The following is a 19,680-nucleotide window of genomic DNA, read 5'->3' on the forward strand; positions in this document are numbered from 1 at the left end:
TCATGAGCAAAGAAGTTGTTGTCCTGAGCGCTGTCCGTTCCGCCATCGGTGGCTTCGGCGGTTCCCTGAGCACCCTTGAGCCCGCCGAACTGGGCGGCCTGGTGATGAAGGAAGCCGTGGCCCGTTCCGGCGTGGATCCGCAGCAGATCAACTACGTCACCGTCGGCAACTGCGTTCCCACCGACTCCCGCTACGCCTACGTGCCCCGCGTGGCCTCCATCCAGGCCGGCCTGTCCATGGATTCCGTGGCCATGCAGGTCAACCGCCTGTGCTCCTCCGGCCTCCAGGCCATCGTCTCCACCGCCCAGAACATCCTGCTCGGCGACTGTGAGTACGGCATCGGCGGCGGCGTCGAAGTCATGTCCCGCGGCGGCTACATGATGCCCGCCCTGCGCTCCGGCGCCCGCATGGGCGACACCAAGGCCATCGACATGATGGTGGCGGTGCTCACCGACCCCTTCGGCGTGGGCCACATGGGCATCACCGCCGAGAATCTGGCGACCAAGTGGAACATCAGCCGCGAAGAGCAGGACGCTCTCGCCCTGGAATCCCAGACCCGCGCCGCCAAGGCCATCGCCGAGGGCCGCTTCAAGTCCCAGATCGTCCCCATCACCCTGCAAAGCCGCAAGGGCGACGTGGTGTTCGACACCGACGAGCATCCCCGGGCCACCACCATGGAGTCCCTGGCCAAGATGAAGCCGGCCTTCAAGAAGGACGGCTCCGTCACCGCCGGCAACGCCTCCGGCATCAACGACGGTGCGGCCTTCTTCGTCCTGGCCGAGGCCGCCGCGGCCGCCAAGTCCGGCTACAAGCCCATGGCCCGCCTGGTTTCCTACGCTGTGGCCGGCGTGCCCAACGACGTGATGGGCGAAGGCCCGATCCCGGCGACCAAGCTGGCGCTGAAGAAGGCCGGCCTGTCCCTGGACCAGATGGACGTGATCGAGTCCAACGAAGCCTTCGCCGCCCAGGCCATCGCCGTCTCCAAGGGCCTGGGCCTCGACCCGGTCAAGACCAACCCCAACGGCGGCGCCATCGCCCTGGGTCACCCGGTGGGCTGCTCCGGCGCCTTTATCGCCACCAAGGCCCTGTACGAGTTGCAGCGCGTGGGCGGCAAGTACGCCCTGGTGACCATGTGCATCGGCGGCGGCCAGGGCATCGCAGCGATTTTCGAGCGTCTCTGATTCCGCGCGGCCTCCCGGCCCCTGGCCGGGAGCGCTTTGCGGCCGAACGGCATACCCTTCGGGGTATGCCGTTTTTGTTTGCGCCCCGGCTGTCCAAGGCAGGGGAGGGGTGGGACGGTCGGCGAATTGATGGGAATCAAGGCGCCGGAGGGAGTACCCGACAAAAATTGTCGGGAATTCAACCCCCAGCCGAGGAATCCCATGGCCCACGATTGTTCCATCCCCGTCATCCAGGACGGCATCTACGGTTTCGACGCCCGGGGCGTCGCCAAGCGCTTCCGCCACGCCGCCATCTTCGGTGCCCTGGACGCCCTCCAGCCCGGCGAGACCATGCGTTTCTGCAACGACCACGATCCCCTGCCGCTGCTGGCCCAGATCAACCAGTTCTTCGGCGACCGGGTGGCGATTCAGTACGTTCAACGCGAACCCGGAGAAATCGTCATCGACTTCCGGGTCCAAGGCTGATCCCGCCTTACCGTCTTACCCCCCTTTGGCCCCCGATTCGTTCGGGGGTTTTTCTTTTTAATCGCACCGTAGTGGTGCATTGGTAAGGTTCTGATTTCTGGCCCGTTTATTGCAACGTGTGCCGGTGGTTCGGCTGTGATTTGTCATTCAGAATAAGTAAACATTTGGCATAATGTGTAATACGGTTTCAGGGAGTGTCGGCATATGAAAAAGAATTTTCCGGTCACGGGGGCGGAAACCCCGTTTCCGGCAGGCAAGTACATCGTTTCCAAGACCGATCTGAAGGGGATCACCACCTACGCCAACGACGCCTTCGTCGAGCTGTCCGGCTTTACCCGGGAAGAACTGATCGGCCACAGCCACAACGTGGTGCGCCACCCGGACATGCCGCCCCAGGCCTTCCAGAACCTGTGGGACACCCTCAAGGTGGGACGCCCCTGGCGCGGCATCGTCAAGAACCGCTGCAAGAGCGGCGACCACTACTGGGTGGACGCCCTGGTGGTGCCGGTGCGCCAGGACAACCAGACCATCGGCTACATGTCGGTGCGCACTGCCCCGTCCCGGGAGCAGATCGCCGCCGCCGAGGCGCTGTACACCCGCCTGAATGAAACCGGGGGAAGCCTGCCCAAGCCCCGCTCCCGTGCTCGCTTCGGCCTGAGCGCGCGCTTGGGGCTGGCCACCGCCGGGGTGATGGGGGCGATGGTGCTGTCCGGCGTATTGAGTTGGTTTGGCCAGGACCTGGGCCTGGACGCCGGCCTGGAGCGCTACCTGATCCAGGGGCTGACCCTGGGGGGGCTGCTTGCTGGCGGCGCCATGGCCTGGGTGCACCGGGACATCTTCGCCGCCTTCCGTCGGGTCGAATCCAGCCTGGACCGCATTGCCCAGGGCGACCTGTCCGAGCTGATCCGCCACACCCGCCGCGACGAGGTGGGTACCCTGCTCGACGGTCTGCTCACCACCCAGTCCCACCTCAAGGTGATGCTTGCCGAGATTGCCGAGATGGCCGACCAGGTGGGCGGCAACGCCGACCTGCTGGCCGCCGACATGGACCGGGTGGCCCAGCAGTCGTCGGCCCAGTCCGAGGCGGCCGGGCGCATTGCCGCGGCCATCGAGGAAATGAGCGTGACGGTTCAGGAAGTGGCGGGGGACGCCGCCCGCACCGCCGACGCGGCAGCCTCCACCCGGGACCGCATGGGCGAGGTCAGCAGCCGCATGCGCGAGGGGCGCAATGCTTCCACGGCGGTGGTCGAGGCGGTGGGGGATGCCAACCAGACCCTGGCGGTGCTCGGCCAGTCCCTGGCCCAGATCGGCCGCATCACCCAGGCCATCCAGGAAGTGGCCGACCAGACCAACCTGATCGCCCTCAACGCCGCCATCGAGGCGGCCCGGGCCGGCGAGGCCGGCCGCGGCTTCGCCGTGGTGGCCGACGAAGTGCGCAAGCTGGCCGAGCGCACCCGCAAGGAAACCCAGCAGATCACCGAGACCGTGGTCAGCATCCACAATCTCTCCCAGGAGGCCACCGGCCGCATTCAGGCCGCCGAAAGCCTGATCGGCCGCCACGACAGCGAGTTCGCCGGGCTGGAGGAGGGCGTGACGGCGGTGGTGGGCGAATCCCGCCAGGTGGACGGCATGGCCACCCACATCGCCTCGGCCACGGTGCAGCAATCCCAGGCCAGCCAGGACATCAGCAGCAGTGTGGCCGACATCGCCAGCCGCCTGGAAGACGGCGCCCGCACCGTGGAAAGCGTGGGCCTGAGCGTCTCCCACCTGCGCAACACGGCCGGGGAACTGCGCCGCCTGATCGGTTACTTCCGCTACGCCGGCTGACGGCGGCCCGTCGCCGCTGTCGCGGTTGTCATCATTCTCCCCGGTGTTCTGCCCGGGGATGCCGAAACGGCCGGGGCTTGCCCCGGCCGTTGGCTTTTCATCGGCTATAGATGGCTTCCCTTGCTTGCCCGGAGCCGTGCCGGGCCATTGCCGGGCCGGACGATCAAGTCCGCTACCCGCCAAGTGGGGACTTCCAGGCGCGCCCCGATCTCGACGGGGTCGGATATCCGTCCCAGCCTTTCCCAACCCAACAGCGTGGGGCGGAGGGGTTTGCGCTTCGTCCTCTGCCGGGGCAGGAAAAACAAAACGATACAAATCGCTGCATAACTGCAACTACCCGGTGCAGAAATCCAACTGGCAAACGCGCCGTTCTTGGCAACTATGCAAGGTATCCCGTTGCGCCCGCGGTCCCATCGCCCCGGGCGGACGGCCCGCTGCCTCCCGGCAGCCCATGCCCAAGCATTTCTAGGAGACTAAGAATGACCGCAAAAGCGCTCAAGATGTCGGTGATCGCCCTATCCCTGGCGGCGGCGGTGGGCGGTGCCTATTCCTTCGGCCACGTTTCGGCCATCAGCCGCGCCGACGCCGCGGTGACTGCCCCCGCCCCGGCTGCCGCCAACCCCATGGCCCTGCCCGACATGGGCAGCATCGTCGAGCGCAACGGCCCGGCGGTGGTCAACATCAGCGTCACCGGCACCCGCAAGGTGGCCGACGCCGGTCTGCCACAGCTCGATCCGGACGATCCGTTCTACGAATTCTTCCGCCACTTCCGCGGGCCGCAAGGCCAGGGCTCGACCCCGGTACGGGGCCTCGGCTCGGGCTTCATCATTTCCTCCGACGGCACCATCCTGACCAACGCCCACGTGGTGGACGGCGCCGACGAGGTGACGGTGAAGCTCACCGACAAGCGCGAGTTCAAGGCCAAAGTGCGGGGCATCGACAAGACCAGCGACGTGGCCGTGCTCAAGATCGACGCCAAGGGTTTGCCCACGGTGAAGATCGGCAGTTCCGCCGCGGCCCGGGTGGGCGAATGGGTGCTGGCCATCGGCTCCCCCTTCGGCTTCGAGAACAGCGCCAGCGCCGGCATCGTTTCGGCCAAGTCCCGCAACCTGCCCGACGGCAGCTACGTGCCCTTCATCCAGACCGACGTGGCGGTGAACCCGGGCAACTCCGGCGGCCCCCTGTTCAACATGGCCGGTGAGGTGATCGGCATCAACTCCCAGATCTACTCCCGCAGCGGCGGCTACCAGGGCCTGTCCTTCGCCATTCCCATCGAGGTGGCAATGAACGTGGAGCAGCAGATCGTCACCAACGGCCAGGTCCAGCGCGGCCGCATGGGGGTGACCATCCAGGAGGTGAACCAGTCCCTGGCCGATTCCTTCGGCCTCAAGAAGCCCGCCGGCGCCCTGGTCAGTTCAGTGGAAAAGGGCAGTCCCGCCGCCAAGGCCGGTCTGGAGCCCGGCGACGTGGTGCTGGCGATCAACGGCAAGGAGTTGGTCAATTCCGGCGACCTGGCGGCCACCGTGGCCGGCATGCGGCCTGGCGAAGTGGCCAAGCTGCAAGTGTGGCGCCACGGTTCGTCCCAGGAAGTGGCGGTGAAGGTCGGCTCTGCCAGCGAGCCCAAGGTGGCCGCCCAGGACAACCCGGACGGCCCCAAGGGGCGCCTCGGCGTCGCCGTCCGCCCCCTGACCCCGGACGAGCAGCGCCAGGCCGAGGTGAGCGGCGGCGTGGTGGTGCAGAACGTCGCCGGCGCGGCGGCCAAGGCCGGCATCCAGCCCGGGGACATCATCCTCTCGGTCAATGGCGAACGGGTGTCCAGCCCCGAGCAGTTGCGCGCCCTGCTGGCCAAGGCGGGCAAGCGCGTGGCCGTGCTGGTGGAGCGGGGCGACGCCCGCATCTTCGTGCCTGTGGAGTTGGGCTGAGACTGGCCTGAGGACCCGACCAACGACGGGGCCGATCCGGCATCGGGCCGGCTCTGGATAGGTCGCACTAGGTCGAACAGGACGGCGCCAATTGGCGCCGTCCTTGTTTCATGGCCCGGTGCGGTGCGTTGCCATGGCTTGGCCGGCCGAGCATCCGTGAATGTCGGACAGGGGAAGCCAGGGCGCCCTGGACAGAAAAATTGCCGGCATCGTGTGGATGCCGGCATTGATAGGCCATCCGGGCACCTGGCCGCAGGTATGGGTCTGCCTGTCAGCGATGGACGCCGGACACCCGGGCCTTGCGCCGCCAATAGGCGGGCCGTTGCAGCGCCATCACGTCGATGTGCTGGGTGGAGTAAATCTGCCGGGCCAGGGCCCAGCGCTGGCGCTCTTCCTGGGATACGCCGGCGATCTGCTCGAACCACTTCTGGATGAATTTCATGGCAAGTGACTCCTGGAAAGAAGGGTAAGACCGGGAGGGTTGCAGCCTGTCAGTGCGTCAATCATAGCCAACTACTGTATGGATGTACAGTATTTGGCTATGGAGAGCCGTGCCCCGCGCCAGTACTGGGTTTCCGGCCCGCCCCTTCCGCCGTTTCCCGCCATGCCGGCCGGGGTGGTAGGGTGGCGGCCTGCGTTTGCCGTCCGCCTTTTTTCCCCAGCCACCTTCTTCCCATGGCCATCGACTCTTCCGTTTCGCCCCTGCCCGATGCCAATTCCCGCGGCGTGCGCGCCGCCCTCGTGTTCGCACTCACCGCCGAGCGATTGGCGGCTTACTACGAGCACGGCCAGTGGCTTACCGAGGCCCAGGGGGCGACCCTGGCCGCCGAGTGGCTGGGCCGCACCAAGCGCAGCCTGCCCCTGGCCGAGCGCCGCCACCTGTCTGCCCTGAGCGACGTGCTGGCCCGCCAGGTGGCCGGCGCCCTCTCCCGGGAGGCGGGGCTGTACACCGTCCACGCCATGCAGGACGCCCTGGACCCGAACCACACCTCGGATACGGCCCAGACCCTGATGGCCGAGTGCGAACGCCTGCTCGACGCCGTAGAGGAGGGCGCCGGCACTCCATGAGGGAGCCGGGCTCCGGCACCGGCGTGGTGCCGCATCTTGTTCGGCATTGCGCGGTGGATGCCTGGAACTCCGCTACTGGCGCGGGTTTTCGGGAGGCTGGGGGCGGTGTCGCGATTGGCTCTGCGGCACTCGCTATCTTCAATCTGGGGTCGTAAGCGCTGTTTCGCCGTTCCGGTACGGCGGCCGCATTGCCCCCTGCAAAACCCCGCGCCAGTGCTTGCGTTGCGGCCAGGGGGCGTGAAGAGCCGCGTCGTTGCTTGTTTTTCAGGCGGTGCGTCATATCCTTGAGCCGCCAGGTGGTTTTTAGGCTTATCCACAGGCTTGCCCACGGAAAACGGGGATAAGCGATGGACCGACCGGCGTGCCGGGGGAGGGCGGGATATCCCATCCCGTGAGCAGGGCTCCGGCTGTCGCGGTGGACGTGAAGAGAGATTGGGCAGTCCCGAGCGCCGTGCGCTGTTCTCCGACGCCCGGTGGTTCCACTTACGCCATTAACGGGCACCGTTTCCGCCGCCATACGGGCTTTCCACCATCCCCCGGGACCGCCGGCGCCTCCGGCCCGGGGCGTATACTTTCCCTTCCCCGGCGCGGCCGTTACAGCGCGCCGGGCCGTCATCGCCACACCGGGAGTCGCCATGGGCCAGGGCACGGGGCCGCAATCACCACATTCGCCGCAACCGCAAGCGCAATTTCAAGCTCAAGCGCAACGCGAGCCGCAAGGGGAATCCGACGCATCCTCCGCGGGCGCCGGACGCCCCGGACGGGGCTTGCTCGCCCTGCTGCGGGAGGAATGGCGCCAGCTGGTGACCATCAACCCCAGCGACCGGCCCTGGCAGATGCCCTTTGCCGCCGCCCTGGCCTCGGGCCTGCCGCTCTTGGTGGGGGCCTGGTTCGGCCACATGGACTATGGCCTGATCTCGTCCCTGGGCGGGCTGGTGTTCCTCTACACCCCCAACACGCCCCTCTACCACCGCATGGTGTCCCTGATGGCCTGCGCCTTCGGGTTGGCCGCCAGCTACACCCTGGGGCTGATCAGCCACTTCGTGCCGGCCCTGATGATGGTGGCCCTGACCTTCATCACCATCCTGGTGTCCATGGTCTGCCGCTTCTACCGGGTGAGCATGCCGGGCAGCCTGTTCTTCATCATGGTCGCCGCCATCGGCGCCTATTCGCCCACCACCGTGGAGCAGGTGCCGCTGCGGGTCGGGCTGATCTTCATGGGGGCGCTGCTGGCCTGCCTGGTGGCCCTGTTCTACAGCCTCTACGTGCTGCGCCGCCAGGCGCCCCAGCCGGTGGCGCCGCTGCCGCCGGCCAGCTTCGATTTCGTCGTCTTCGATTCGGTGGTGATCGGCCTGTTCGTCGGCCTTTCCCTGGTCCTCGCCCAGGCCCTGCACCTGGAGCGGGCCTACTGGGTGCCGGTGAGCTGCCTGGTGGTGATCCAGGGCATGTCCCTGCGCGCCGTGTGGACCAAGCAGTTGCACCGCCTGCTCGGCACCGCCATCGGCCTGCTGGTGGCTTGGGGCATCCTGGCGCTGCCTTTGGGCAACTGGAGCATCGCCCTGGTGATGATGCTGCTCACCTTCGTGGTCGAAACCGCGGTGGTGCGCCACTACGTCTTCGCCGCCATCTTCATCACCCCCATGACCATCCTGCTGGCCGAGGCCGCCACCTTCGGCCAGGGTCCGCCGGGGGCGATGATCCAGGCCCGCTTCCTCGACACCGTGCTGGGCTGCGTCGTCGGCCTGGTCGGCGGCGCCTGCCTGCACAGTCCGCGCTTCCGCGATGTGCTGGGCCGCCAGTTGCGCCGTTTGACGCCGCGCCGGCTGCTGCCGTGAGGACGGCGGGCGGAGTGGATGAGAGGGGCGAGGGGGGCGGAGCGTAGGCCAGCCGGGCGGTGGGTGGATTGTGGGCTGCGTAGGCTGATTGGGCTGATTGCCACGGCCCCGGGCACCGCGCCCCGGCGATATCGCCCCGGCCGGCACCATGCCGGCAAGGCGCCGAACGGCCGGCTTGCGGTGCGGGCTGCGCCCCCCGGTGCCGTCGGATGAAAATGCCATCGCCCCAAACCCCAATATTGGCGCGGGGTTTGGCGATGCCATGCTGGAACGCCGCGCCAATACTCGATTTCAGAGGCAATGCCGTGAAGAACCGCGCCCCTGCTTGTTTTTGAGGCAGCGTGGCATGTCATTGACCCGGAAGGCGGTTTTTCGGCTTATCCACAGCCTTACCCACGAAAAGCGGGGAAAACCTCGTGGGCCGAGCAAGGGGCGCGGGCGATGCCCGGGAAGCACGGTGCCGGCATGTCCGCCACCGTTTTCTACACCCGGGGGCGCTCCGCCCTGGTTCCCCCGATCCCCGCCTCGGGAGACTTGCTGCCACCGTTGGCCGGTGGCCTGGCATCCGGCCATGCCGGCGCATGCCCTGGCACCTGGCGCTTGGCACCCCGCCCCTTGCCCGCTCGTTTATCCTGTTCCACCCTTTTGTCTTCCGACCCCGAGCCATCCCCCATGCGCGCCACCCCTCGCGCCGCCGCGCCCCGATCCGCCCACGCCGCCAAATCGGCCAAGCCCACCAATGCCGCCGCGCCCGCCAAGGCAGCCGCCCTGCACCCGCGCAACCGCCACACCGGCCGCTACGACTTCGCCGCCCTGATCGCCGCCAGCCCTGAACTAGCGCCCTTTGTCGGCCCCAACCCCTACGGCGACCTCTCCATCGACTTCGCCGACCCGGCGGCGGTGAAAGCCCTCAACCGGGCGCTGCTGCTCGTACAGTACGGCGTGCGCGACTGGGACATCCCCACCGGCTACCTGTGCCCGCCCATCCCCGGCCGGGCCGACTACATCCACTGTCTGGCCGACCTGCTGGCGGGGGAGGGGGGCGGGAGCAGCGGCGGAAATGGCGGCGGCCGGGCTGGCCCTGGGCGCAGCGAGGGGAATGGTGTGTGGGGCGAAGGGCGGGGCACGCAAGAAGGTGGTACGAACCCGAGCCTAGGCGCGGGGCAGGGCGCCCTTGAACTGGACCAGGCCGGACGCGGCGCCATCCCCACCGGCCCGGCGGTACGGGTGCTCGACATCGGCGTCGGCGCCAACTGCGTCTATCCCCTGATTGGCCACGCCGAATACGGCTGGCGCTTCGTCGGTGCTGACGTGGACCGGGGCGCCCTGGCCAACGCCCAGGCCATCCTGGACGCCAACCCGGACTTCAAGGCCGCTATTGAGCTGCGCCGCCAACCCGCGCCGGAGTCCATCTTCCGCAACATCATCCGCCCCGGCGAACGCTTCGACCTGACCCTGTGCAACCCGCCCTTCCACGCCTCCCCCGACGATGCCCAGGCCGGCACCGAGCGCAAATGGCGCAACCTGGGCCGGGAGGCCGCCCCCGGCAAGGGGCCGGGGCAGGGCAGGGACGGCGGGGGATATGGCGATAAGCGCGGGCGCGGGCGCGGAAACGACGCCCGCCGCGGCGCCCCGGCCAGCCTGGCCCGGGAGCACCAGAACACGGCCGCCACCCGCCACGCCCCCGCCCTCAACTTCGGTGGCCGCGCCGCCGAACTGTGGTGCCCCGGCGGCGAACTCGGCTTCATCACCCGCATGATCGCCGAGAGCGCCGCCTTCGCCAGCCAATGCCGCTGGTTCACCACCCTGGTGTCAAAAGCCGACAACCTCCCCGCCATCCAGCGCGCCCTGGCAAGGGCCGGCGCCCGCCGCACCGTGGTGATCCCCATGGCCCAAGGGCAGAAGCAGAGTCGGCTGGTGGGGTGGGGGTTTGAGGGGGCTTATCTTCAGAAATGCTAGGGTTTGCCTGCTACATCAGTCCCTAGCAGAGTCGGGTAGAAGTCGTCAGTTCGCTGCTTTTTTTGGAGAGAAAATTAAAGATAAATCGGGTAGTGCAGCTTGCTATTTTTTTGCGAATATATAGGTATGGATGGGTTGTTGATTTTTTTGATGGTCTTGGTGTTAGAAATTGTGCTGGCCATCATTGACCTTTCCCTGTTGTAAAATCTTCACCTTCGGTGTGCCTCTGTGATTTCCAGTGAGTTGGTATGAGAATATGGCATTTGCTCCGTAGTCGTGTATATATGCATCTGCGTCTTTAGAAATGCCGTGTGTTTTTTTACTTTGGTGAACAGCGTCTCCCAGGCCGTTTACTGCATTTATTAATAGATTTTGTTGTTGATGGGTTAGCAAGATTTGTGAATCTACGTAGGCGCTGAAGGGGCCGTTTGCTATATGGGAGTGGCCTGGGGGAGGTGAGGTTATTGTAATCAATTCCGCATCGATGGCATCCCAAATATCTGATATTTCAATGTAATCATGTAGGGAGTGGACCGAGTTTCTGACGGCGGTATCCACCTCTGCCGCTGTCTGGCCTCGGTTGAAGTGTGTGGCCAAAATTGGTAGGGCGATTGGTCTCGTATTTGTTTGGTTTGAGTATGCTGGACTAGTGATCTCAGTATTTAGAGCTGCAAGGTCTGTAATGGAGGCGCCGCTTTGCGTGAACATCCCTTGAATCGTTTTTTCTTTGGTGTTCGATTTTTCTTTAAAATTATTTAATCGTTGAGTATGTAGGCTGTTATTTGCAATCGTTTGTAGGTTTTTTTGTTTAATGCTTTCGATGCGAGCGTCAAAGAACTGAATAGATAGTTCTTTGTGGGCGCTATTACGAGATTTGTTTTTGGTTTGTTCTTGATTTCTTTTTGCTTCTGATTTTATGAGCATTTTTTTCCTTTCAGATGGTTGTGGTGAAGATCCGAAGTGGTTTTGGGAATGGGGTTGGTAAGAAGTTATTTTAAGATTTGTACGGTAGATTGTGAATTTATTGTTATTATGCCTTTGTTGTTTTTATTTGTGAAGTTATTGATGATTTGTACCGTGCGATAAAATAACGCTCATATGCGATGTGCGGGCGCTTTCCCCTATATGCGCGACCAGGAAATCAATAGGTGATAGCACATCCGCTGACAGGAATAGTCATCTCTGGATACGAACCGTTCCGATTGGCGAAGAGAAAGTATGGGTGAATAGGACTCTTCCTAGAGGCGTTGACAGCCAGGTGCGGCACCCCATTACGGCCACCTAAGCCTTGCTGAGGCCTGTTTTGTACTACGTCGTCGTTGCTCATTAGGGCCATTGTTCTGACTATGTGTGGATGATGCTTGCGAACTAGGTTGAAGGCCCGGGTTCTAGAGACGTTGGCTGGCAGTCAGTCGCTTGCTGCCGCTTCAAACTCGCCCGCATAGCGGAATACCTCGCCAAACAACGGGTGGGTAAGGCGAAAATCCATCACGAAGCGGTTTTCTGCGATTGCTTCTTCGACAATGGTGGTGTGGCCTAGTACCAGCCACTCCGGGATCGGTAATAGCCACGGCCCTAGTTTGGCGACGAAGCGAACCCCCTTGTAGTACAGGCGTCGGTCTTGGACGTAAGGCGTCATCTGCAAGCCGAGTACCGGATTGACAAATTCGATCAGTTGTCTCGGCCCCGCGCAAACCCAGAAGCTGTTGAAGCAGATCACCTTGCCGTCCGGGTAGGTGATGCGCCGCCGCCAATACTGGCGCTCACCGGCGACCGTCTTTTCGACCACCGTCGGTACGCACTCGCCGGTGCGATGGACTAGGGCGCCGAACCGCCGGAGCAGGTTCAGCAATGGCTGCATGAACCGTGGATAAACGATGTCCATGTAGCCGGTGTCGATGGTCGTGCCGAACCGGTAATGCAGTTGCAGGGCAGGGGGTAATTGGGCCCAGTCGGGGCCCAGGGCCTGTTCCATTATGCTTTTCATGATCCGGCTCCCGGAATGTGTTTGAAGGCCATCAGTCCGACTACCACCACCATCGAAATGAAGGCCGGAACGCCCAGCCAGAACCATTGGCGCGCCAGTTGCCAATAGATCGCCGGCAGCTCGGTTGCCTGCGTTACGGCGTCGTTGGCGATCTTCTGCATGCGAATCTGTAGCCAGACCACCGGCAGCCAGCAGGCCCCGGCGAGAAAATAGAGGGACAGGCTGGTCGCTATCCAGGGCGTGGTCAGCGGAATCCCCAACAAATGGACCATCCACAAGCCACTGATGGGCTGGAAGAGCACCGTCGGCGTGGTGAAGATCCAGTCGGCCAGCACGACATGGCGATTGGTGATCGCGATGTGGGGTACATTGCCGCTCCGGTCGGCCATCCACTTGTAGAAGGCGCTGCCGAGTCCGGTGCCGAAGAGGAGCACCATGCTAAGAATATGCAGCGTCTTGAGCGACAGGTAAGTCATGATGCGCTCCTTGCCGTAATGGCATCCGAGAAGAAAAGGTGGGGGGCGGCACTCAACGGCGTGCGTCCCAAAAATGCAGCGAGAGGGCGAAAATCAGCCCAGTAGCCGCTCTGCAACATGCGCAGGTTGTCGGGGGTGAGCATGGGGTTGATGTGCCGGCCGACGTGGGCAAGCACCATCGCCAGGGGAAAGGGGATGGGCAGGAGCCGGGCACGTGGCAGATTCTGGGCCCGGCGCATCGTCTGCAACCAGTCGGCAAAGGCGATGGTTTCGGGGCCGAGAATATCGAGGGTTTTTCGTGATTCGGTCGATGTCAGCGCCTTCATCACCGTCGCCACCACGTCGCTAATGTGCACGGGCTGGAGCTTCTGCTGCCCAGTGCCGATCACCGGTATTGCAGGTAGCCTGGCCATGCGCATGAACAGGTCCGCGCTTTTGCCACCCCGCCCATAAATCAGGGACGGGCGCAGCACAAACCAGTCGAGATCAAGGCTGCGCAGACAGGCGTCGGCGGCACGTTTGCTCAGGTGGTAGGCGGAAAAGGCCGTCTCGTCGGCACCGAGTGCCGAAAGTTGTATGAGCCGGCGGATTCCCGCTTGGGCACAGGCCTGAAACAACGCCGAAGGCGCCCGGGTATGCAGGGTCGCAAAGCGCTGGCGGCCACGTTCGCCAATGATGCCCACGCTGTTGATGACGGCCTCGACCCCAACAAGATGCGGTTGCCAGTCTTCCGGGGTCAGCAGGCGGCTGAAATCGACCCCGGTGCGGCGCGATGCGGCAATGACGTGGTGGCCGGCTGTGGCGAGGGCAACTGCAATGTTTCGGCCAATGAAGCCGCTGGCACCGGTGAGTAGGATGTTCATGATCCACTCCCCGGCTGCGTCGCCTTCACGAATTGGCCCAGGCGTTTGCCGATCACGTGCAGGCCGATCAGCAATCCGCCCAACGTTGCCATCAGTGTGAAGCGCAGGCTGTCCAGTGGGGTGCCGACGCGCGTGAACATGTCGACCAAGAGGACGAAGAGCAGCGGCGCGATTACCAGCATCACTTTCGTGTAACTGAGCCAGAAAGTGGCTGCCTGCTCGTCTGGACATACCCGGCACAGAACGTTCATGAGCGGGCCGGACAACACACGAAGGACGGCGCCGCTGACAGCGACGCTGATGAACGAGGTCGCAACCAATTGGACGTAGGCGTTCATGACGGGCTCCCGATGGGTTATGGAGCCCTCAGTTTGGGAATTTGCCGTCGGGGATTCTTCCGTTCCTATCGGAAAGGAACATTTTGAGGTTCCGGAAAGATCATTGCGGAGTCCGTAACGCCCGAATTTGCTTACCTGGCCGGGCGGTCTTTGCCCTGGAGTTTGCGGAACTGGCCAGGGGGCATCCCCTCGATCTCGCGGAACGCTTCATAGAAATTCGACTGGGAGGTGAAGCCAACATTGAGGCCGACGGACAGGACCGAGGCCGAGGGTTCCGCACACAACATGGCCTTGGCTGCCGCAATGCGCTGCTCGCGCAGGTAGCGGGAAAAGCCTTTGCCCAGCCGGGTGTTCAACAATTCCGACAGCTGATGGGGGCTGAGTCCAAGCTGTTCGGCCAGGCTGGACAGGCTTAACTCCGGGTTCATGTAGAGCCGCTCGACGGCCATCAGCCGCTCAAGCGTGGCCACGGCCGCGTCGCAATCGACGCTGTTGAGCGTGGACGTGGCGTAGGCGACTTGCACGGTTTCTCTGACCTCGGCGGACAGTTGGGGGCGCAGCCCCAGGGTCGTCTGGACCAGGAAGAAGGCCAGGCCGATGGCGGTGGCGTACAGGCTGAAGAACAGCTTGTCCGGCAGCGCTGCTTGAACGAGGCCAAGCAGCGACACCCCGATAGCGATGGCGAAGACGCCGCCCAGGAGCGATATTTCCAGAGGGAAGTTGGCCCGTTCATGGCGCAAGGCAAAAAGGCGGTGGCCCAGCCACAGCAAATAGCCGGCTCCGATGCAAAATGCTAGTGGCAACGCCCAATCTGCCGGCAGAAGGGGGGCGAGCAGTACCGGCGCGGCATGCCCGAGCAGAGCGTGGCGGCGTGGCGACATGGCTTGCGGGCGCAACAGCGGCAAGCTGAACAGGAAGAAGGCGGGCGCCACGGCAAACAGCGTCATGCGGTAAGGCAGGGTGGTCACCCACTCCCGATCCAGATAGAGCCAGGAAAAATGGGCGAGCTGCAGGCCGGCGAGGGCGGTCAGCAACACCAACCCCATGAATCGCGATACTGCCTGGTCTTGGTACTGTTCACTGCGGAAATGCGTCAGCGCAATGGTCATGGCGCTGAAAAGCGAAAAACCGGTGAGAAGAATGGCGAGGGCGGTCACGGTACCTATGCGTCGATGCGATCGATTTGGAGTGGCCGCAATTCTGTCAGCATTTTTCTTCTGGAGCAGGACGGAATTGCGAATGGGGCTTTCCTGGGCGCCGGCTCTACCCAGGTGCCGGATAGCCCGTATGACGCCGTGAGAGCAAATTAGCCGCCCATCCGCCCCTCAAAATGCCCCACCAGCAGATCAATGAATGCCCGTACCTTGGCCGACAGGTGCAGCCGTTCCGGGTACACCGCGTGCAGGTCGGCGGGGGGGAGGGCGTAGTCGGGCAGCAGCACTTCCAGGCGGCCGGCGGCGATCAGGGGGGCGGCGTCCCATTCGGAGCGGACCACCAGGCCCAGGCCTTGCAGGGCCCAGTTTTGCACCACGTCGCCGTCGTTGCTCGATAGGGCGCCGCGCACCTTCACCGTCTCCATCTCCTTGCCCTTGGTGAAGCGCCACACGCCGTAGGCGTCGTCGTTCTGGCGGTGGATGATGCATTGGTGCCTGGCCAGGTCGGCCGGGGTTTCCGGGCGGCCGTGGCGGGCCAGGTAGGCGGGGGCGGCGAGCAGGCGGCGGCGGTTGGCCATGATGCGCCGGGCGGTGAGGCGGGTGTCGGGCAGCTCGCCGAAACGAATCCCTAAGTCGAAGGCTTCTTCCACCAGGTCCAGGGGGCGGTGGGTGAGCTGGAGCTGGACGTCCACTTCCGGGTAGCGGCGCGCGTAGTCGGCCACCAGAGGGGCGATGTGGGTGCGGCCGAAGCCCAGGGTGGCGTTGATGCGCAGCAGGCCCCGGGGCACGGCCTGGGCGCCGGCGAGCTGTTCTTCCATTTCGCGGATTTCGCCGAGCAGCCGGGTGGCGCCGGCCAGGTAGGACTCGCCTTCATGGGTCAGGCTGATGCGCCGGGTGGTGCGGTTGACCAGGCGCACGCCGAGGCGGTTTTCCAGCTGGGCGAGGCGCTTGCTCACCGCCGAGGGGGTGACGTTGAGTTCCCGGGCGGCGGCGGAAAGGTTGCCCTGCGTGGCCACCAGGATGAAGAAGGCCAGGTCGGAAGGGGAGGAACTGGCAGGGGCGGTGTCCGTGGGGCTCATTTTGGAATTCAATTCACGAATGGTGTGATTTCGCGGTTGATTATAGAGCCGCAGGAACTTTGTATCCTTCGTCCTGTTGCATGCCCGGGGAAAACCGTAACGCGCCGCAGCGCCGCCGCACAGCACTGCGCGGCACGGCCACCGGGCATGGCGGAGAAGGGCCGGCCGCGTGCCAACGATGCCGCAATCGACACGGCTCGCAGGCACGGCCCCCCGCCACCCACCCCAACCCCACCAGAGAACCGCGAAGGAACCGCCATGCGCATCGTCGATATCCGGGAAGCCACCCTCCCGATCAAGTCCTCCATCCGCAACGCCTACATCGATTTTTCCAAGATGACCCTGTCCCTGGTGGCGGTGGTCACCGACGTGATCCGCGACGGCAAGCCGGTGGTGGGCTACGGCTTCAACTCCAACGGCCGCTACGGCCAGGGCGCCCTGATCCGCGAGCGCTTCCGCCCCCGCCTGCTGGAGGCGGCCCCCGAGTCCTTGCAGGACGACACCGGCAACAATCTGGACCCGCATAAGGTGTGGGCCTGCATGATGACCAACGAGAAGCCCGGCGGCCACGGCGAGCGTTCGGTGGCGGTGGGTACCATCGACATGGCGATCTGGGACGCGGTGGCCAAGATCGAGGGTAAGCCCCTGTTCCAGCTGCTGGCCGAGCGCTACGGCAGCGGCACCCCCAACCGCAAGGTGTTCGTCTATGCTGCCGGCGGCTACTACTGGCCCGGCCAGGACCTGGAAGCCCTCAAGCGCGAGATGCAGGGCTACGTGGACCGGGGCTACACCGTGGTCAAGAAGAAGATCGGCGGCGACACCCTGGCCAACGACCTGAAGCGCATCGAGGCCATCCTCTCCATCCTGCCCAGCGGCCACAAGCTGGCGGTGGACGCCAACGGCCGCTTCGACCTCAAGACCGCCGTCGAGTACGCCAAGGCCCTCTCCCAGTACGACCTGTTCTGGTACGAGGAGGCCGGCGATCCCCTGGACTACGCCCTCCAGGCCGAGCTGGCCAACCACTACGCCGGCCCCATGGCCACTGGCGAGAACCTGTTCTCGATGCAGGACGCCCGCAACCTGATCCGCTACGGCGGCATGCGTCCGGACCGGGACTGGCTGCAATTCGACTGCGCCCTGTCCTACGGCCTGGTGGAGTACCTGCGCACCCTGCAAATGCTCCAGGACTACGGCTGGAGCCCGTCCCGCTGCATTCCCCACGGCGGCCACCAGATGTCCCTGGCGATTGCCGCGGGCCTGGGCCTGGGCGGCAACGAATCCTACCCGGACCTGTTCCAGCCCTTCGGCGGCTTCCCCGATGGGGTCAAGGTCGAGGGCGGCTACGTCACCCTGCCGGAACTGCCGGGCATCGGCTTCGAAGGCAAGGCCGACCTGTACGCCGAGATGAAGCTGCTGGGCGAAGCCTGACCGCTTCAACCCCGCTCAGGCAGCCTGCCTGAAAGCCACTACTGGCGCGGACTTTCACGGTGCCCCCGTGGAACGCCGCGCCAGTAAAGGCGCAAAAAGGCCCATGGCCGGAAACGCCCGCTGGATGCGGGGCTCAGGGTTCCGGCCATGGGCCTTCGGTTTTTCGGGGCTTACTTGCGGCGCAGTTCGGCGATGTCCTTGACCCAGCGGGCTGCGTCCTTTTCCAGCCATTCCCGGGCGATGGAATCGTCCTTCACGTAGGCGTCGAGGAAGGCGGTGGTGAGGCCCTGGATGGCGGCCACGTCCACCGCCTGGTTGGTGGCGGACATGCCGCCTTGGCTACCGGAGCGGCCGCCGGCACGGCTGCCGGAATCGCCCTGTCCGCCGCCCTTTCGGCGGCTACGCCCGCTGCTGGAGCCGCCGCCTTGGGAGCGGCCGTCGTCGCCGACCTCCGGGGCCGCCGCCGGTTCGCTGGGCCGGCGTTCGCCCTGGGCGCCGGCGTCCTGGCGTCCCGTGCCGCCGGCGAAGCCGCTGTGGGGCAGATCCGCCAGGGTGAGCAGGTACTTGCCCCCGGCGGGCATGTATTCATAGGGCGCGCGGCGCAGCGAGGCGGTGTTGACCAGGCCGGTGGCGTCGCCGTCGTTGTTGCCGGTGACCGACAGCACCGGGCCCTTGATACGGGTGTAGCGCTGGCTGAGGGCCACGCCGGAGAAATCGGCATAGGGGCTCAAGGCCACCACCGCCGCCACCTGGGCGGGCAGGGCAGGGGGCGTGGCGACGCCGCGCACCTCCTCGCCGGCGACGGCCATGGCGGTGTAGGCCCCCAGGTCGTAGCCGGCGACGGCCACCCGGGTCAGGTCGATCCGCGCCAGGGGGGCGTCATCCGGGCCTGGGCGGCCCTGGCGGCGCGCCAGGTCGGCCAGGGCCAGGCCCAAGGTGTCAAGGCGGGCACCCATGGCCTGGGCCGAGTAGCGGGCGTGGGCCAGGCTGAGAAAATCCCCGGCCCGGGCGCTGGGGGAAGACCAGGCGCCGGCGTCCTCGCCCAGGGGCTGGAGGGTGAGCACGGCGTAGCCGCTGCGCGCCCAGGCATCGCTCCAGGCGGCGCCGGCCCGGCGGCCTTCGCCCATGGCGGGCAGGTACACCACCAGGGGAAAGGTGCCCTGGCCCTGGGGCAGGGCCAGGGTGGCATCGAGGGGCCGGCCGGCGTTGAGGGTGAGGTCGGTGGTGCGGGCCTCGTAACGCTGGTCGGGCTGGTAGCCCCGGCCGGCGAACTGCTTGACCCGGGTTTCGTCCGGTTTGGCCGGCCCGCGCCCGGCGCAGCCCGACAGCAGCGCCATGGCCAGGGTCAGGGCGGTGAGGCCGAGGCGCTGCGGTAGGGAAAGGCGCGGGGTCACGGTCATGGCGCAGCCGGAGGCTTACTTGGTGGCCGGGGCCGGGGCGGCAGCGGGAGCCGTGGCGGCGGGGGCAGCCGGGGCGTTGGCGCGGCGCTGTTCGCGCAGGCAGGCGCGCTTGTCGTCGCCCTGCTTGTCCTTGCACGCCGCCATGGCCGCCTGGTGGCGCTGGGCGCGGGCCTGGGCCCGTTCGGTGCACTTGGCCGGGTCGGCCGACTTGGCGCACATGGCGTCGCGCATGCAGCTGCGGTGTTCGGCGCCCTGCTTGCCCTCACAGCTCTTCTTGGCCTCGTCCATCCGGGCGCGCATGGCCTGGCGCTTTTCCTCGCACTGGGCCGGGTCCTTGGCCTTGCTGCAATCGAAATGATGGTGGTGGCCGCCATGGCGGGGCTTGGCGGTATCGGCACCGGGCTGGCCGGCCGGGGCAGCGGTGCCCTGGGGAGCGGCCTGGGGCGTTTGGGTGGCAGGGGTATCGGCGGCGCTGGCCAGATCGGCGCCGCACAGCAGGGCGGCGGTCAGCAAGGTGGTGGCCAGGGGGCGGACGAGACGGTTCATGGCGGTGCTCCTCGTGATGGGTGGTGCAATGAATGCTAGGTGATTTCCGCGCTTCCCCGGCGTTAGCAATTGTTTCGGAATATTTCCGCGGAATTCCCCCTCGGGGCGGGGCCTCCGGACGTTAAAATCCGAGCCTTTCCAACCCCAACCCT

Annotated in this window: 18 protein-coding genes; 8 read left to right on the forward strand and 10 right to left on the reverse strand. The window is 65.4% G+C overall.

Annotation, left to right across the window (positions count from 1 at the left end; genetic code table 11):
• Positions 1–2 precede the first annotated feature (2 nt).
• The 4 genes from LWW89_RS09750 (at position 3) to LWW89_RS09765 (ending at position 5,395) form a co-directional block, all read left to right on the forward strand.
• Positions 3–1,181, forward strand: coding sequence for an acetyl-CoA C-acyltransferase family protein (locus tag LWW89_RS09750; RefSeq protein WP_293263787.1), 1,179 nt, complete (start codon positions 3–5; stop codon positions 1,179–1,181).
• Positions 1,182–1,382: 201 nt separating this feature from the next.
• Positions 1,383–1,646, forward strand: coding sequence for a DUF2249 domain-containing protein (locus LWW89_RS09755; RefSeq protein ID WP_293263788.1), 264 nt, complete (start codon positions 1,383–1,385; stop codon positions 1,644–1,646).
• A gap of 204 nt (positions 1,647–1,850) precedes the next feature.
• Positions 1,851–3,473, forward strand: coding sequence for a PAS domain-containing methyl-accepting chemotaxis protein (locus tag LWW89_RS09760; protein WP_293263789.1), 1,623 nt, complete (start codon positions 1,851–1,853; stop codon positions 3,471–3,473).
• Positions 3,474–3,952: 479 nt separating this feature from the next.
• Positions 3,953–5,395 carry a DegQ family serine endoprotease gene (locus tag LWW89_RS09765; protein ID WP_293263790.1) on the forward strand — a complete coding sequence of 481 codons (1,443 nt, stop codon included), beginning with the start codon at positions 3,953–3,955 and terminating at the stop codon, positions 5,393–5,395.
• Between the two features lie 271 nt (positions 5,396–5,666).
• Here the strand turns inward: LWW89_RS09765 and LWW89_RS09770 are convergent, their stop codons facing one another.
• A complete protein-coding gene (locus tag LWW89_RS09770; RefSeq protein WP_293263791.1) occupies positions 5,667–5,837 on the reverse strand; it encodes a hypothetical protein in 171 nt (56 codons plus the stop codon).
• 233 nt (positions 5,838–6,070) lie between these two features.
• On the opposite strand from LWW89_RS09770, the gene LWW89_RS09775 reads away from it, so the two are divergent.
• The 3 genes from LWW89_RS09775 to rlmF all read left to right on the forward strand — a co-directional run bounded on the left by LWW89_RS09775 (position 6,071) and on the right by rlmF (position 10,257).
• Positions 6,071–6,463, forward strand: a complete 393-nt coding sequence (locus LWW89_RS09775; RefSeq protein ID WP_293263792.1) for a hypothetical protein — start codon at positions 6,071–6,073, stop codon at positions 6,461–6,463.
• Between the two features lie 767 nt (positions 6,464–7,230).
• On the forward strand, positions 7,231–8,298 hold the full coding sequence (locus LWW89_RS09780; RefSeq protein WP_293263793.1) for an FUSC family protein: 1,068 nt from the start codon (positions 7,231–7,233) through the stop codon (positions 8,296–8,298).
• A 672-nt stretch (positions 8,299–8,970) separates the two neighbouring features.
• Positions 8,971–10,257: a 23S rRNA (adenine(1618)-N(6))-methyltransferase RlmF gene (gene rlmF / locus LWW89_RS09785; protein ID WP_293263794.1), complete on the forward strand. Its 1,287-nt coding sequence runs from the start codon at positions 8,971–8,973 to the stop codon at positions 10,255–10,257.
• Between the two features lie 162 nt (positions 10,258–10,419).
• On the opposite strand, the gene LWW89_RS09790 is transcribed toward rlmF, so the two are convergent.
• The 7 genes from LWW89_RS09790 to LWW89_RS09820 all read right to left on the reverse strand — a co-directional run bounded on the left by LWW89_RS09790 (position 10,420) and on the right by LWW89_RS09820 (position 16,154).
• Entirely contained in the window at positions 10,420–11,181 is a 762-nt protein-coding gene (locus LWW89_RS09790) for a hypothetical protein (protein WP_293263795.1), read from the reverse strand.
• A 484-nt stretch (positions 11,182–11,665) separates the two neighbouring features.
• Positions 11,666–12,232 (reverse strand): DUF4166 domain-containing protein, encoded by a 567-nt coding sequence (locus tag LWW89_RS09795; protein WP_293263796.1) that lies wholly within the window; start codon positions 12,230–12,232, stop codon positions 11,666–11,668.
• Positions 12,233–12,240: 8 nt separating this feature from the next.
• Entirely contained in the window at positions 12,241–12,720 is a 480-nt protein-coding gene (locus LWW89_RS09800) for a DUF2269 domain-containing protein (RefSeq protein ID WP_293263797.1), read from the reverse strand.
• Complete coding sequence (locus LWW89_RS09805; RefSeq protein ID WP_293263798.1) at positions 12,717–13,583, reverse strand: complex I NDUFA9 subunit family protein; 867 nt, start codon at positions 13,581–13,583, stop codon at positions 12,717–12,719. Before LWW89_RS09805 ends, LWW89_RS09800 begins: the two co-directional genes overlap by 4 nt.
• Positions 13,580–13,921 (reverse strand): hypothetical protein, encoded by a 342-nt coding sequence (locus LWW89_RS09810; protein WP_293263799.1) that lies wholly within the window; start codon positions 13,919–13,921, stop codon positions 13,580–13,582. The genes LWW89_RS09805 and LWW89_RS09810 overlap by 4 nt, the downstream gene beginning before the upstream one ends.
• Before the next feature lie 131 nt (positions 13,922–14,052).
• Entirely contained in the window at positions 14,053–15,078 is a 1,026-nt protein-coding gene (locus tag LWW89_RS09815; protein ID WP_293263800.1) for a helix-turn-helix transcriptional regulator, read from the reverse strand.
• Positions 15,079–15,227: 149 nt separating this feature from the next.
• Positions 15,228–16,154 carry a LysR family transcriptional regulator gene (locus LWW89_RS09820; RefSeq protein ID WP_293263801.1) on the reverse strand — a complete coding sequence of 309 codons (927 nt, stop codon included), beginning with the start codon at positions 16,152–16,154 and terminating at the stop codon, positions 15,228–15,230.
• Positions 16,155–16,412: 258 nt separating this feature from the next.
• On the opposite strand from LWW89_RS09820, the gene LWW89_RS09825 reads away from it, so the two are divergent.
• Complete coding sequence (locus LWW89_RS09825; protein ID WP_293263802.1) at positions 16,413–17,582, forward strand: mandelate racemase/muconate lactonizing enzyme family protein; 1,170 nt, start codon at positions 16,413–16,415, stop codon at positions 17,580–17,582.
• Positions 17,583–17,752: 170 nt separating this feature from the next.
• Here LWW89_RS09825 and LWW89_RS09830 read toward each other — a convergent pair whose 3' ends face one another.
• Both LWW89_RS09830 and LWW89_RS09835 read right to left on the reverse strand, forming a co-directional pair.
• Complete coding sequence (locus LWW89_RS09830) at positions 17,753–18,982, reverse strand: hypothetical protein (RefSeq protein WP_293263803.1); 1,230 nt, start codon at positions 18,980–18,982, stop codon at positions 17,753–17,755.
• A 15-nt stretch (positions 18,983–18,997) separates the two neighbouring features.
• Positions 18,998–19,528 carry a hypothetical protein gene (locus tag LWW89_RS09835; protein WP_293263804.1) on the reverse strand — a complete coding sequence of 177 codons (531 nt, stop codon included), beginning with the start codon at positions 19,526–19,528 and terminating at the stop codon, positions 18,998–19,000.
• Positions 19,529–19,680 lie beyond the last annotated feature (152 nt).

Origin of the sequence: Oryzomicrobium sp. (assembly GCF_021287045.1) — a bacterium.
GTDB lineage: Bacteria > Pseudomonadota > Gammaproteobacteria > Burkholderiales > Rhodocyclaceae > Oryzomicrobium.

Excerpts from the sequence above, each read along its gene's own strand:
- LWW89_RS09750 (WP_293263787.1), top strand. The coding sequence starts at position 3 with ATGAGCAAAGAAGTTGTTGTCCTGAGCGCTGTCCGTTCCGCCATCGGT.
- LWW89_RS09775 (WP_293263792.1), top strand. The coding sequence starts at position 6,071 with ATGGCCATCGACTCTTCCGTTTCGCCCCTGCCCGATGCCAATTCCCGC.
- LWW89_RS09765 (WP_293263790.1), top strand. The coding sequence starts at position 3,953 with ATGACCGCAAAAGCGCTCAAGATGTCGGTGATCGCCCTATCCCTGGCG.
- LWW89_RS09770 (WP_293263791.1), bottom strand. The coding sequence starts at position 5,837 with ATGAAATTCATCCAGAAGTGGTTCGAGCAGATCGCCGGCGTATCCCAG.
- LWW89_RS09800 (WP_293263797.1), bottom strand. The coding sequence starts at position 12,720 with ATGACTTACCTGTCGCTCAAGACGCTGCATATTCTTAGCATGGTGCTC.
- LWW89_RS09820 (WP_293263801.1), bottom strand. The coding sequence starts at position 16,154 with ATGAGCCCCACGGACACCGCCCCTGCCAGTTCCTCCCCTTCCGACCTG.
- rlmF (WP_293263794.1), top strand. The coding sequence starts at position 8,971 with ATGCGCGCCACCCCTCGCGCCGCCGCGCCCCGATCCGCCCACGCCGCC.
- LWW89_RS09835 (WP_293263804.1), bottom strand. The coding sequence starts at position 19,528 with ATGAACCGTCTCGTCCGCCCCCTGGCCACCACCTTGCTGACCGCCGCC.
- LWW89_RS09805 (WP_293263798.1), bottom strand. The coding sequence starts at position 13,583 with ATGAACATCCTACTCACCGGTGCCAGCGGCTTCATTGGCCGAAACATT.
- LWW89_RS09790 (WP_293263795.1), bottom strand. The coding sequence starts at position 11,181 with ATGCTCATAAAATCAGAAGCAAAAAGAAATCAAGAACAAACCAAAAAC.
- LWW89_RS09830 (WP_293263803.1), bottom strand. The coding sequence starts at position 18,982 with ATGACCGTGACCCCGCGCCTTTCCCTACCGCAGCGCCTCGGCCTCACC.
- LWW89_RS09795 (WP_293263796.1), bottom strand. The coding sequence starts at position 12,232 with ATGGAACAGGCCCTGGGCCCCGACTGGGCCCAATTACCCCCTGCCCTG.
- LWW89_RS09755 (WP_293263788.1), top strand. The coding sequence starts at position 1,383 with ATGGCCCACGATTGTTCCATCCCCGTCATCCAGGACGGCATCTACGGT.
- LWW89_RS09810 (WP_293263799.1), bottom strand. The coding sequence starts at position 13,921 with ATGAACGCCTACGTCCAATTGGTTGCGACCTCGTTCATCAGCGTCGCT.
- LWW89_RS09825 (WP_293263802.1), top strand. The coding sequence starts at position 16,413 with ATGCGCATCGTCGATATCCGGGAAGCCACCCTCCCGATCAAGTCCTCC.
- LWW89_RS09760 (WP_293263789.1), top strand. The coding sequence starts at position 1,851 with ATGAAAAAGAATTTTCCGGTCACGGGGGCGGAAACCCCGTTTCCGGCA.